Annotated in this window: 8 protein-coding genes; 2 read left to right on the forward strand and 6 right to left on the reverse strand. The window is 72.8% G+C overall.

Going from position 1 to position 13,652, the window contains the following annotated elements; all coding sequences use genetic code 11:
- The first annotated feature begins 62 nt into the window (after positions 1–62).
- Positions 63–701, forward strand: coding sequence for a response regulator (locus AOK18_RS19590; protein ID WP_055695207.1), 639 nt, complete (start codon positions 63–65; stop codon positions 699–701).
- 251 nt (positions 702–952) lie between these two features.
- Positions 953–2,893 carry an ABC transporter ATP-binding protein gene (locus tag AOK18_RS19595; RefSeq protein WP_055695208.1) on the forward strand — a complete coding sequence of 647 codons (1,941 nt, stop codon included), beginning with the start codon at positions 953–955 and terminating at the stop codon, positions 2,891–2,893.
- A 108-nt stretch (positions 2,894–3,001) separates the two neighbouring features.
- Here AOK18_RS19595 and AOK18_RS19600 read toward each other — a convergent pair whose 3' ends face one another.
- The 6 genes from AOK18_RS19600 to AOK18_RS19630 all read right to left on the reverse strand — a co-directional run bounded on the left by AOK18_RS19600 (position 3,002) and on the right by AOK18_RS19630 (position 13,461).
- The gene (locus AOK18_RS19600; protein ID WP_055695209.1) at positions 3,002–5,173 is read right to left on the reverse strand and encodes an alpha-galactosidase; all 2,172 of its coding nucleotides are present in this window, start codon (positions 5,171–5,173) and stop codon (positions 3,002–3,004) included.
- Positions 5,174–5,400: 227 nt separating this feature from the next.
- Positions 5,401–7,440 carry a beta-galactosidase gene (locus tag AOK18_RS19610; RefSeq protein ID WP_055695211.1) on the reverse strand — a complete coding sequence of 680 codons (2,040 nt, stop codon included), beginning with the start codon at positions 7,438–7,440 and terminating at the stop codon, positions 5,401–5,403.
- Positions 7,437–8,348 carry a carbohydrate ABC transporter permease gene (locus AOK18_RS19615; RefSeq protein ID WP_079105097.1) on the reverse strand — a complete coding sequence of 304 codons (912 nt, stop codon included), beginning with the start codon at positions 8,346–8,348 and terminating at the stop codon, positions 7,437–7,439. Before AOK18_RS19615 ends, AOK18_RS19610 begins: the two co-directional genes overlap by 4 nt.
- Positions 8,345–9,292: a carbohydrate ABC transporter permease gene (locus AOK18_RS19620; RefSeq protein WP_055572082.1), complete on the reverse strand. Its 948-nt coding sequence runs from the start codon at positions 9,290–9,292 to the stop codon at positions 8,345–8,347. Before AOK18_RS19620 ends, AOK18_RS19615 begins: the two co-directional genes overlap by 4 nt.
- Before the next feature lie 81 nt (positions 9,293–9,373).
- Complete coding sequence (locus tag AOK18_RS19625) at positions 9,374–10,738, reverse strand: ABC transporter substrate-binding protein (protein ID WP_055695212.1); 1,365 nt, start codon at positions 10,736–10,738, stop codon at positions 9,374–9,376.
- A gap of 1,034 nt (positions 10,739–11,772) precedes the next feature.
- Positions 11,773–13,461: a protein kinase domain-containing protein gene (locus tag AOK18_RS19630; protein ID WP_240503243.1), complete on the reverse strand. Its 1,689-nt coding sequence runs from the start codon at positions 13,459–13,461 to the stop codon at positions 11,773–11,775.
- Positions 13,462–13,652: the final 191 nt, after the last annotated feature.

A 13,652-nucleotide genomic window follows, 5' to 3' on the forward strand; every position in this document is an offset into this window, starting at 1 on the left:
ACCGAGACCGAGACCGGAACCGAGACCGAGACCGGAACCGAACCCCACCCCGAGGCCCGCTCGTGACCGACGACGCACCCATCCGCCTCCTCCTGGCCGACGACCACCCCGTCGTCCGCGCGGGGCTGCGCGCCGTGCTGGAAACCGAACCCGGCCTCGTCGTCGCGGCCGAAGCGGTCACCGCCGAGGACGCCGTCGCCCGCGCCGCCGAGGGCGACATCGACGTCGTGCTGATGGATCTGCGGTTCGGCAGGGGCATGGGCGGTGCCGAAGCCACCGCCCTGATCACCACCCGGCCGGGCGCACCCCGCGTGCTGATCGTCACCACCTACGACTCGGACGCCGACACCCTGCCCGCCATCGAGGCCGGCGCCACCGGCTACCTCCTCAAGGACGCCCCGCCCGAGGACCTGGCCGCCGCCGTCCGGACGGCGGCCACCGGCCGCACCACCCTCGCCCCCACGGTCGCGGACCGGCTGATGCACCGGCTGCGCACCCCGGGCACCGCCCTGACCCGGCGCGAGACCGAAGTCCTCGCCCTGGTCGCCGAGGGCCTGTCCAACCAGGCCGTCGGCCGCCGTCTCCACCTGACCGAGGGCACCGTCAAGTCCCATCTGGCGCGCGTCTACGCCAAACTCGGCGTCGACTCGCGCACCGCCGCCGTCGCCACCGCCACCGATCTCGGCCTCATCCGCCGCTGACCCGCGCACACGCGGACTCCGGGACCGCCCCGGACCGGCACGCAGCCCGGCGGGGCGGCCCTCGCGGGCGGTGCCCGAGGCCCCGACTCACCCGTTCGGCGGTGCGCCGCGGGCGAGCGGCAGCCATAGGGTCCTGAGCGTCGACCGGTGCCCCGCTCGCGCTGTCCGGTTCTCGCTGGTAAGCGGTAAATGCCTGGACCGGCCCCCTCCCCGGACGGGAGACTTCCGGCTTCCGCATCTCCGGGAGTGTGATGGCGACAACAGAGACGACACCAGAAACGCAGAGGCCGGCACCGGGCAGGAGCGCGGTCGTCCTCGCGCTGCGCCGCTACGGCCGGGAACTGCTGCGACTGCGACGACTGGCCCTGCCCGCACTGCTGCTGCCGGCCGTGGGCAACACCGGCATCCGCTACGTCGCCCCCCTGCTGATCGCCAAACTCGCGGGGCAGGCCGCCGGCGACGAGGGTCTCACCCTCGCCTCGGCGCTGCCGTACGTGCTGGGCTTCGGTGCCGTGCTGCTGCTCGCCGAGGTGGTGTGGCGGATCGGGCTGCACTGCCTGAACCGTGTGGACGCCCTCGGCATGGAGCACCTGTACGTGAGCGGCATGGACGAACTCCTCGCCAAGGACGCCGCGTTCTTCCACGACAACTTCGCCGGCTCCCTGACCAAGAGGGTGCTGAGCTTCGGCAAGCGCTTCGAGGACTTCGTCGACACGCTGACGTACCGGATCGTGGGCAGCCTCGTGCCCCTGGCGTTCGGCGCCGTGGTGCTGTGGCACTACGAACCGCTGCTCGTCGCGGGCCTCCTGATGATGATCGCGCTGACCGTGGCGGCCGCGACACCTCTGATCCGTCGACGGCAGCGGCTCGTCAACGACCGCGAGGCGGCGATCGCCCGGGTCTCCGGCCACGTCGCCGACAGCCTCGTGAACATGGAGACCATCCGGGCGTTCGCGGCCGAGCGGCGGGAGGCCGACGAACACCGCAGCCGTGTCGCGGAATCCCGGCGCCTGACGCTGAAGTCGTGGGACTACGCCAACCTGCGCGTCGACACGCTGGTCGCCCCCATGGCCGTGCTGACCAACGTGCTGGGCCTGGTGGTCGCCCTCGCCCTCGGCGGCCCGGGCCAGGGGGTGGAGGAGATCGTCGTCGCCTTCACCTACTACTCCAACGCCACCCAGATCATGTTCGAGTTCAACCAGATCTACCGGCGTCTGGAGAGCTCGATGACCGAGGCCGCCCAGTTCACGGAACTGCTGCTGGACCCGCCCACCGTGCTGGACCCGGCGGAACCCGAACCGCTCGCACCCCGGGACACCGGCGTCCGCTTCGAGGCGGTGACCTTCGCCCACGAGGGTGCGGAACCGATCTTCAAGGGCCTCGACCTGGACGTGCCCGGCGGTGCGCGGATCGGCCTGGTCGGCAGGTCCGGCGGGGGCAAGACCACACTCACCCGGCTCCTGCTGCGGATGTCGGACATCGACGACGGACGCATCCTGATCGGCGGTCAGGACATCAGCCGGCTGCGCCAGGCCGACCTGCGCTCGCTGATCGCCTACGTTCCGCAGGAACCCGCGATGTTCCACCGCAGCCTGCGGGACAACATCGCCTTCGCCCGGCCCGGCGCCACCGACGCGGAGATCCGCGCGGCGGCCGAGGCCGCCCACGTCACGGAGTTCGCCGAGCAACTGCCCGAGGGCTTCGCCACCCTGGTGGGGGAGAGGGGGGTGAAACTGTCGGGCGGTCAGCGCCAACGGGTCGCGCTCGCCAGGGCGGTCCTCCGCGACGCCCCGATCCTGCTGCTCGACGAGGCGACCAGCGCACTGGACTCGGAGAGCGAACTCCTCGTCCAGGACGCCCTGTGGCGGCTGATGGACGGACGTACGGCCCTCGTCGTCGCCCACCGCCTGAGCACCGTCGCCGGCATGGACCGCCTCGTCGTCCTGGACCGCGGAAGCGTCGTCGAGCAGGGCTCCCACGGGGAACTGCTCGCCGCGGACGGCGCCTACGCCAAGCTGTGGCGGCACCAGTCGGGCGGCTTCCTGGGCGAGGACGACGAGGAAGCCGGGCCGGCCCCCGGCGACGCCCCACCGGGGACCGGCCCCGCCGCACTGCCGGGACCGGCCGAACCGGCGCCGGACCGAGGGGGGAAGGCGTCACCGCCGGCGCGCACGAGCGCCGGACCCGCATGACCGGGCCGGTCCCAGCCCTCCGCCGGGCCGGGCCGTGCGGGAGGGGCGGCGAGACATCCGGACCCCGCCGCTCCCGCACGGGGTCCTTGCCGCTCCCGCACGGGCGGGTCACGCCGGGTGCGGCACCTGCCGGACCTCGATCAGCGCGAGGCTCTCCGGATGGAGGGTCGGCGCCTGGACGCCGAGCACGGACAGGACGCGGCCCGGCAGTTCGACACCCTCCGGCGTCCACCAGGGGAGCGGACTGGTGACCGGACCCCGGACCGCGTCCCCCGGCGGCAACGGGGTCACCGCGTAGCGGGTGTCCTCCGCCAGACCGGGCAGGCGCACGCGGCCCGTCGGCATCTGCACGCCGGTGGCCTTCTGCACCACCGCGTACACGGCGCGGGACCGGTCCGGGGCCACGACGCCGTGCACGAGCACCGCGGGATCGTGGGAGTCGCCGTGGACCACGGTTCCCCCGTGCAGCAGCGGCCGGAGCCGCTTGTGGGCCGCGATCCACCCGGCGAGCCGGCGGCGCTCCTCGGGCGTCGCCGAGGTGAGGTCCCACTCGATGCCCAGGTGGCCGAAGAACGCGGTGCCCGCGCGGAAGTCGAGGCCGTGCGTGCGGCCCGTGGTGTGCGCGCGGGGGGCGCCCACGTGCGCGCCCATCAGTTCGGGAGGCAGCAGCAGGCCCGTCCAGAGCTGGATCTGCTGCCGCTCCAGGGCGTCGATGCAGTCACTGGTCCACACCCGGTCGCTGCGTTCGAGGATGCCCAGGTCCACCCGGGCGCCGCCCGACGAGCAGGACTCGATCTCCAGCCCGGGGTGGCGCCGGCGCAGCTCGTCCATCAGCGCGTACACCGCGGTGGTCTGCGCGTGCACCCCGCCGACGCCGTACGGGCCGCTGCCCGCGTCGACGAGGTCGCGGTTGTGGTCCCACTTGAGGTAGTCGACGGCGTACTCGCCGACCAGGGCGTCCAGGCGTTCGAGTACGTACGCGTACGCCTCCGGCCGGCCCAGGTCGAGCACCTGCTGGTGCCGGGCCTCCGGCGGCATGCGGCCGGCCGCGGACAGGATCCACTCCGGACGGGCCCGGGCCAGGTCCGAGTCGGGGTTGATCATCTCCGGCTCGACCCAGAGACCGAACTGCAGGCCGCGGGAACGGACGTGCTCGACGAGCGGATGCAGGCCTTCCGGCCAGACCTCGGGGTCCACGTACCAGTCGCCCAGGCCGGCCCGGTCGTCGCGGCGCCCGCGGAACCACCCGTCGTCCAGGACGAACCGCTCCGCTCCGACCTCCGCCGCCGCGTCCGCCAGGGCGGTGAGGGTAGCGAGGTCCTGCCGGAAGTAGACCGCCTCCCAGGTGTTGAGGGTGACGGGCCGCGGAGTGGCCGGGTGGTGGGGGCGCTGCCGCAGGTAGGTGTGGAAGCGCGCCGCCATGTCGTCCAGGCCCCGGCCGTACGAGCCCAGCAGCCACGGGGTCGTGTACGCGGCGCCGGGCCGAAGGCGCATCTCGCCCGGCAGCAGCAGCTCGCCACCGCCGAGGAGCGAGACCCCGGAGTTCGTCCGTTCGGCGAAGGTGCGGTGGTTGCCGCTCCACGCGACGTGCAGGCTCCACACCTCGCCCCCGCGGAAGCCGAAGCCCCGCTCACCCACCGCGTGCAGGAGGGTGGCGTCGACACCGGTACGTCCGCGCCGGTTCTCCCGCAGGTGCGTGCCGAGGGTGAACTCGTGCCGCTGCGGAGACCGTTCCCGCAGATGGCGGCCGGTCAGGTCGAGCACTTCGGCGGCGTGGGCCGGGACCGGCAGGGTGAGCTGCAGCGCCTCCAGCGTGTAGGGGCCCTCACCCAGGTTGGTGAGCCGCGCACGCTGGCGGACGAGACCGGAGGGGGTCAGCTCCAGTTCCCACCGCAGTCCGAGCCCGGCCTGTTCGTCCGCGGCCTCGACCGTCAGCGAGCGGGGGCCCTGGGACCGCAGTTCCCGGACGGTGAAGGCGCAGGAGAAGTCGGCGCCCTCGCGGTGACCCGACAGTCCCGGGGTGCCCAGCCAGCCGGCCGACTGCTCGGGCAGCACGCTCACGGGCACGGGGACGTCGGGAACGCTGGTGCCCAGCTCGGCGGCGCTCGCCGTCGCGAGGGCGACGAGGTCTCCCGCACCGCCCGACGCGTCGTCCTCCAGATCTCCGAGGTCGGCTCCCCAGTGCAGCACCCGCGGGAGGCGGGGCCCCGAGCAGTCGAGGACCAGGCTCGTGCCTCCCGCACGGAAGTGGAGCAGGTGGGAAGAACGGTCGGTGGTCACGTGCGCGCACCTTCGATCGGTCGGGAGCGGACAGGGGGACGAGGGGAAGCCGCCCGCGGCGACGGCCGGGCCGGCCCGTTCACGGCCGGTTCACCGAGGCCGCGTTCCCGCACCTCACGGCAGTGCCCGTCGAGGTCCGGACCGGTGAGGAGCGGGCCGGCCGCGGCCGGCCCGGCACCGCCCGCCGGGCCGGCCGCGTTCCACCGGGTGTGTTCGGCGAGCACGCGTCACCCGCCCGCCGCCGGGGCGCCGTGCTCCCGGATCACCGCCACGTCGCCCGCGCGGACGACGACCTCGCCGTCGGCGACGGCGCCGCTCAGCAGGTCGGTGCCCGATGCCGGGACGGACACGTCGCGCGGGGAGTGGTTGATCAGGAACAGGTACGCGGCGTCCGGGCCGCGCCTGCGGACCGCCTCGACCCCGGACGGGACCTCGGCCGCGGCGCCGACCCCGGCCTCCCGGCAGACCCGGGCCAGCAGCCCGCGCAGGGCGTCCGCCTCCGGGCGCGTCGCCACGTACCAGGCCACGCCGTCACCGTGGCCGTGGCGCGTCACCGCCGGGCCCCCCGGGACGGGTCCGCCGCACGACGGGTCCGCCGCGAACGACAGGACCGTCCCGGCCCCCCGCGGTTCGACGAGTTCGGTCCAGAGCGAGGCCCGGGAGCCGTCGGAGAGCCGGACCGTCTCCGACTCCCGGAGCGGGAAGAACTCGTCCACCCGGATGCCCAGCATGTCCCGGTACGCCCCCGGGTGGCCGCCGAGGCGGACGTGGTCGTGCTCGTCCACCACACCGCTGAAGAAGCCGACGGCCGCGTGCCCGCCGTCCGCGACGAACCCGCTCAGCGCCGCGGCGTCCGCGTCGCTCGTCAGGGAGAGGCTGGGGACGAGGACCAGCCGGTGACCGCTCAGGTCGCTCCCGGGGTGCACCAGGTCGCAGGTGATGCCCAGCGACCACAGTGCCTCGTACCAGGCGCGCACCAGGTCGAGGTAGCGCAGGTCCTGGGAGGGGGTGGCGTCCATCTCGAGGGCCCACCAGGCGTTCCAGTCGAAGAGGAGCGCCACGTCCGACACCACACGGCTGCCGCGCACCTCCGCCAGTGCCTTCAGGTCCCGGCCGAGAGCCGTGACCTCGCGCCAGGTCTTGGTGTCCGTGCCGCCGTGCGGGAGCATCGCGGAGTGCCACTTCTCGGCGCCGGCCCTCGACTGGCGCCACTGGAAGTACAGGACGCCGTCGGCGCCGCGCGCCACGTGCGCGAGGCTGTTGCGCCGCATCTGCCCCGGGGTCTTCGCGACGTTGCGGGGCTGCCAGTTCACCGCGGAGGTGGAGTGCTCCATCAGCAGCCACGGAGCGCCGCCGCCCATGCCGCGCGCGAGGTCGGCGTCGAGGGACAGCCCGATGTACGCCTCGGGGTCCGCGGCCGTGAGGTACTGGTCCACGGACACGAAGTCGCACGCCTCGGCGAGGGAGAACCCGTCGACCTTCTTCTCGAGGGTGACCAGGAGGTTGGTGGTGAGCGGCACAGCGGGGGAGAACCGGCGCACGATCTCGGCCTCGCGCCGGTGCAGTGCCAGCAGCGCGTCCGAGGAGAACCGCCAGTGGTCGAGCCGCTGGGTGGGGTTCGGCACGGCGGCGGTGGCGCGCGGCGGCATGACCTCCGCCCAGTCGCCGTACCGCTGGCTCCAGAACGCCGTTCCCCACGCCTCGTTGAGGCCGTCGAGGTCCCCGTACCGCTGCCGGAGCCAGTCCCGGAAGGCCTCGGCGCTGATGTCGCAGTAGCAGTGCGCGTTGTGGTTGCCCCACTCGTTGTGCAGGTGCCACAGCGCGAGCGCGGGGTGGTCGCGGTACCGCTCCACGATCCGCTCGGTGAGGCGGCCGGCCGCCTCGGCGTAGGCGGGGCTGCTCGGGCAGAACGTCTGCCGCGAGCCGTGCGTCAGCCGGACGCCGTCGACGGTCACCGGCAGCGCCTCGGGGTGGCGCAGCGAGAACCACGGCGGCGGGGACGCCGTGGCCGTCGCCAGGTCGACGGCGATGCCGCCCGCGTGCAGCAGGTCCATGACCTCGTCGAGCAGACCGAACTCGTACGTCCCCGGGCTCGGTTCCAGGAACGCCCAGGAGAAGACGCCGACGGTGACGAGGTTGACGCCGACCTCACGCATGAGGCGGACGTCCTCGTCCCACACGTCGCGCGGCCACTGCTCGGGGTTGTAGTCGCCGCCGTAGGCGATGCCGCCGAGCCGGTCGGACAGGTGCTTGAGAGTGTTGTTCACGACTTCACCGCTCCCGCAGCGAGACCGGCCTTCCAGTAGCGCTGGAGCACCAGGAAGGTGATGACGATCGGGACGACCGAGACGAGCGACCCGGTGAGGCTGAGGATCTGCAGCGACGGGTCGCGGCTGACCTGGGACTGCCAGGTGAACAGGCCCAGGGTGACCGGGTAGAGGCGGTCGTCCTGGAGCATCACCAGCGGCAGCAGGAAGTTGTTCCAGATGACCACGAACTGGAACAGGAAGATCGTCACCATGGCGGGCGACATCAGCCTCACCGCCATGGTGAAGAAGGTCCGCAGCTCCCCGGACCCGTCGATGCGGGCGGCCTCCAGGAGCTCGTCGGGCACGGAGGCGGCCGCGAAGATCCGCGAGAGGTAGACGCCGAACGGGCTGACGACGCTCGGCAGGAAGACCGCCCAGAAGGTGTTGGTGGCCCCCACCTTGGCGAAGAGCAGGAACAGCGGCAGCGCGAGCGCCGTGGCCGGGACCAGCACCCCGCCGAGGACGACGGAGAACAGGAACTCCCGCCCGCGGAAGCGGTACTTCGCCAGGGCGTAACCGGCCATGGCGGACAGCAGTGTGCCGACGGCCGCGCCCGCGCCCGCGTAGAGGAGGCTGTTGAGCAGCCAGGGCACGAAGACCCCGTCCTGCTTGGCGAACAGCGCCCTCAGGTTGTCGATCAGGTGCATGTCGGAGAACCACAGGCCGAACGTGTCGACCAGGTCGCCCTGGCTCTTGGTGGCCGAGACGACCAGCCAGAACACCGGAAGCAGCATGTAGACGGCGATCACGGCCAGGAAACCGGTGGCGACGGCCACCGAGAGGCGGCTCTCCCGCGGTCCCCGGGGTGCCGTCTTCGAGGCCGGCGCGGGCGCGTGGGCGCCCGCGGTGTCGGTGAGGAGGCTCATGATTCAGCCTTTCGACCCGTGAACTTGAGGAACCCGAACGACAGGACGAACGTGGCCAGGGCCAGCGTCACCGACATGGCGGCGGCCTCGCTGTAGTTGTCCGACGAGGCGAGCGAGTAGGCCGCCAGGTTCGGGGTGTAGGTGCTGGTGACGCTGGTGGAGATCGAGCGCAGCACCTGCGGCTCGGTGAACAGCTGCAGGGTCCCGATGATCGAGAAGACGCCCGTCAGCATGAGGGCCGGACGCAGGATGGGGATCTTGATGCGCCAGGCGATCTTCGCCTCACTCGCTCCGTCCATGCGCGCCGCCTCGTAGATGTCGCCCGGGACGGCCTGCAGCGCGGCGTAGATGATCAGCATGTTGTACCCGGTGTAGGTCCAGGTCACGATGTTGCCGATGGACCAGAGCATCATCGACGAGCCGAGGAAGTCCGGCGCGGACCCCACCTTGTCCAGCAGCTCCACGACGGGCGACAGGCGCGGGTCGTACAGGAACGCCCACATGAGCGCCGCGATCACGCCGGGGATGCCGTACGGCACGAAGTAGGCGATGCGGAAGAAGCGCTTGAGGCGGGCCACCGTGGAGTCCAGCAGCAGCGCGAGCGTCAGCGCCAGCAGCAGCATCAGCGGGATCTGCACCAGGCCGAAGAGCACCACCCGGCCGACGCTGCCGAGGAACTCGGGGTCGCCCAGGACTTCCTTGTACTGCTCGAAGCCGGCGAACACGGTCGTCTTGCGGCCGAAGGTGCCGCCGGTCCGTTCGGTCTTGAGGAGGCTCTGGTAGAAGGCGTACCCGACCGGAACCAGGGTGAAAAGGATGAACGGTATGAAGAACGGCAGGAGGAAGAAGGCGGGCGCCCAGTTCCGCCTGCGGCGCGGCGGAGCGGGGACTGCGGTGTTCTTGACTGGCGGCGCCGCTGCCGCGGCTGTCCGGTCGACGGTCATGTGGTGGTCTCTTCCCGGGCTTGCTCGACGAGGGGGAGAGGACCGGCGGCGCGGGTCCCGTGCGGCGCCGGTCCCCGGAACTTACTTGGCGACCTCGAGTGACTGCTTCTCCAGGGAGTCCACCGTCTTGGCGTCCGCCTGGGTGAGCGCGTCCTCGAGCGTCCCCTCGCCGCCCAGTGCTCCCGCGATGCCGTCGCCCAGGAAGCGGTAGGTGTCCGTCATCGTCGGGCCGAAGGTCCAGTCCGTGGTGACGTTCTTGGAGGCGTCCGCGAAGACGTCGAAGATCTTCTGGCCGTCGTAGAACTCCACCGGCTGCCGCAGGGCCTCCAGTTCGAGTCCCTGGGTGGCCGCGGGGTAGAGGCCGCCCTCACGGTTGAGGATCTCCAGCGCCTTCGGGTCCGTGTTCAGCCACAGCGCGAACTGCGCCGCCTCGTAGGGGTGCTCGCTCTTGCCGAGGACGGCCGTGGTCGAGCCGCCCCAGTTGCCGGCCGCGTTGTCGCCCGCCGACCACTGCGGCATCGGGGCGACGCCCCACTTGTCGGAGGTGGCCTTGGCGTTGTCACGGATGGTGCTGTATCCCCACGCGGCGCTGACCCAGGTCGCCACCTCGCCCTGGTTCCAGGCCTTGTAGAGCGCCGGGGAGAAGCCCTGCAGGTCGGTCGCGACCAGCTTCTCGTCGATCATCTTCTGCCAGTAGTCCGCCACCTCGCCGGCGGCCGGGCTGTCGACGTCGACCTTCCACGTGTCGCCGTCCTGGCCGAACATGCTCGCGCCCTTCTGCCACAGCAGGCCGCTGAACCAGTTCGGGTCCGTCTGCGAGAAGTGCGTCATGTACGCCTTCGGGTCGGCCTTCTTCAGCTTCTTGGCCGCCTCGTAGTACTCCTCCCAGGTCTTCGGGACGGATATACCGTGCTTCTCGAACAGGTCCTTGCGGTAGAAGAGGGCCATCGGGCCCGTATCCTGCGGCACCGCCCAGACCCCGTCCTCGCCGCCGGAGCCGAAGGTCACCTGCGACCAGGTCCACTTCACGAAGTCGTCCTCGGCCTCCTTGACGCCCGCGCAGGAGGCGATGTCGGTGAGGCCCTCCTGGAGGCGGAAGCTCGCCAGCGAGTCGTACTCGATCTGGCCGAGGTCGGGAGCGTTGCCCGCCTTCAGCGCGTTCGACATGTTCTGGTAGGTGCCGGCGTTGCCGTTCGGGGTCGACTTGACGGACACCTGGATGTCCGGGTTCTGGCGGTTCCACTCGGCCACCGCCTTCTCGACGCCGGGGATCCAGGACCAGTACGTCAGCTCGACCTTGCCGTCGCTCTTCTCGCACGTGCCCTGCCCGCCCGAGGCGCCGTCCTCGGTGCCGGTGCCGCCGCACGCCGCCGTGGCGAGCAGGGGGAGGGCGGCAAGGGCCACCAGGGCCCGGCGGAGCGCGGGGCGTTGGGTCCGCAGTGACATGGCGTCTCCTCAGGTGCATGCCGCTCTGCCACGTGGCCCAGAGCGGTCCGGGTGCGCACACATTGACTGTTAACGACTCGTAAAGTCAACACAGTCCATCGAGAGATCACGGAATCAAACATAAAACGTTATCGACGTCACGGAGGTGGGGAACAGTGGTCTCTACCAGCGGGAGTTGGCTTTGCCGATCAAGGGACGGGATTGCCGAACGTTGTCAGAGAACGATTCAGTGAATGTGCACGAGTGAATCACGCCGGTCGCCGAGGGGCCCGGCCGGGGCTTCCGGAGCAGTGAGGGGAGGGGCGGTGACCCTCGCCGGGCCGCCCCGGAGGCCTCGTTCGGTCAGTTGAACGGCGCCTCCGCCCGGTGGTGCGGTATCGCCCGAACACGCGGTGCGCCGAGCGGGATTCGTCGCTCCGCGTCGGGTGCGGCGGATGCGCTCGTGCATACCGGGGCCGAAGGCGGCCCCGGCGTCGCACTCGTCCTCCGGGGGTGGGCCGGCGCTGACGCGTGCGCTTCTCCGGCTCGCCGCTCCGCGGCGCCTGCCGGGCCGGCCCTCCGCTTCCCGCGCGGGAAGCGGAGGGCCGGGGAGCGCGCCCGCGTGCCGGAGGACTCCGGACCGGGGGGCATGAGGTGACTGTGGCCGCAGTCGCAGTCGCGGTCGGCCGGGCGGTTGAGTGGGCCGGCCGGCGGCTGGGCCGTCGACTTCGCCCGGCTCGTCGCTCAGGGCGGCGAACGGTCGGGAGGGGGCGTGGAGGCGTCCCGGCCGGCTGACCCGGTGCCCGGCTCCTGCACGAGAGGTCCGCCGGACCGGTTCGCAGCGCGACCGCCACCGGACGAAGGGGCGGGGGTGGAGCCGGGCCGGGACGAGGTCGGAGGAGATCGGCGCGGCCGCGGGCCGGGGCGAGGCCCCGACCCCACCCGCGAGACCCTCTGCGCTCCACGTGACACGCACCGGGGCACGTCGCCTCGGCCCCTCCGCCCGGACCTCCCGCCGCGGGCGCCGGCGCCCCGGTGCCGGGACGCCGGCCGGCTCACGGCTGGACCAGGCCCCTCACCTCCGCCTCGGTGAGGGCACGGTCGAAGACCATGACGTCCTTGATGCCGCCCGGGAAGGGATCGACCGGCCCCCCGCCGTAACGGGCGCGGCCGATGACGAAGGGCCCCTCGGACACGACCGGCATCCGGTCGCGGACCGAGCCCTCCTGGACCCCGTTCACGAAGAGACGCAGTTCTCCGGCGAAGCCGTCGCAGACACCGGTCAGGTGGGTCCATTCACCGGCGACGGGCTCGGACCTCGAAACGACGCGCAGATCCGGGCGGGCGAAGGCCCAGCGGCCTTCGTGGGAGGAGTACTGGAGGTAGAAACCGCTGGTCTCCTCGCCGTCCTGGCTGACCGCGGTGACGAAGTGCGAGGGGATCGTGCCGAGCCGGACCCATGCGCCGACGGTGAAGCTGCCGCGCGCGGTGTCGACCACCGCGGAACCGGTGGCCACCTCACTGCTGAATCCGTTGAACTCGGCGCCCTCACCACGGCCCGTGCCCCACCTGACCGCCGTGGCCGTGGCGTGGTGGCGACCGGTGACGTCCCTCGCCCGTACGCCGGAACGCTCGTCGAGCCGCCAGGCCCCGACGGGGCGGGGCCCCGCGGGCGCCGGCCCGGACCCGGACGGGCCGGACGGGACCGCGGAGGGCGCCGCCGCCCGGGCCCCCGCAGGGCCGCCCGCACCCCGGGAGGCGCCCGCTACGGCCCCGGCGGCGGCCGGGGCCGTAGCGTCGCGGCGTACGGACCGGCGGGGGTCACCCGGTGCGGTCGCCCGCCCGCCGGACGCCGCCGACGGGGTGAGCGGCGCCCCGGCGTACTGGGTGAACATCTCCGCGAGGGTGGCGCGCCGCGTGGGCACGCCGGCCTGTCCGCCGGCCCAGGGAGCGGCCGGGGCCACCCGCCGGAGGATCTGCCGCGGAGTGGGGCGGAGCGCCGGCTCCTTGGCCAGACAGTCGGCCAGCAGGGCACGCAGCACGGGGTCCGGGACGGCCTCCAGGTCCGGGGCCTCGTACACCACGCGGTAGAGCATGACGGGGGCCGACCCCACACCGAACGGACCGGCGCCGGTGGCCGCGAAGGTGAGCACCGCGCCCAGGGAGAAGACGTCACTGGCCGCGGTGATCGCGCCGCCCTCGACCTGCTCGGGGGACATGAAGCCCGCCGAGCCGATCGTGGCCCCGGTCCTGGTGAGGCCGGTGGCGTCGAACGCCCGGGCGATACCGAAGTCGATGACGCGCGGGCCGTCGTCGGCGAGCAGCACGTTGGAGGGTTTCAGATCGCGGTGCACCAGGCCGGCCCGGTGGATGGAGACCAGGGCTTCGGCCAGGCCCGCGGCCAGCGCGGCCAGCGGCACCGGCGACAGGACCCCCCGGTCGGCGACCGCCTGGTGGAGCGAGGGCCCGGCGATGTAACCGGAGACCATCCAGGGCTGTTCGGCCTCCGTGTCGGCGTCGATCACCGGGGCGGTGAAGGCTCCCCCGACCGCGCGCGACGCCTCCACCTCGCGACGGAACCGGGCCCGGAACTCCGGCTCGTGCACCAGCGACGCGTGCACCACCTTGATCGCCACGGACCGCCCGCCCGGTGAACGCCCCAGGAAGACCCGCCCCATCCCGCCCTCGCCCAGGCGTCCCACCACCCGGTAGTCACCCAGGACATCCGGATCCCCCTGCTCCAACGGCCGTACCACGACGAACCCCTCCCGCACACATGCACCGACCCGCCGCAGCCTACGGGGGTGCGGGACACCCCCACGCCGGGGAGTCGCCCCGCGGTGCCCCGTGCCGGCCGTGCGTCGTGCGCTCCCGGCCGGCCGGGAGCGCGGCCGCCGGAACGGAGCGGGACGACGCTGCCGGCGTCCCGCACCGC

The organism is Streptomyces prasinopilosus (assembly GCF_001419695.1).
Classification (GTDB): Bacteria; Actinomycetota; Actinomycetes; order Streptomycetales; family Streptomycetaceae; genus Streptomyces; species Streptomyces prasinopilosus.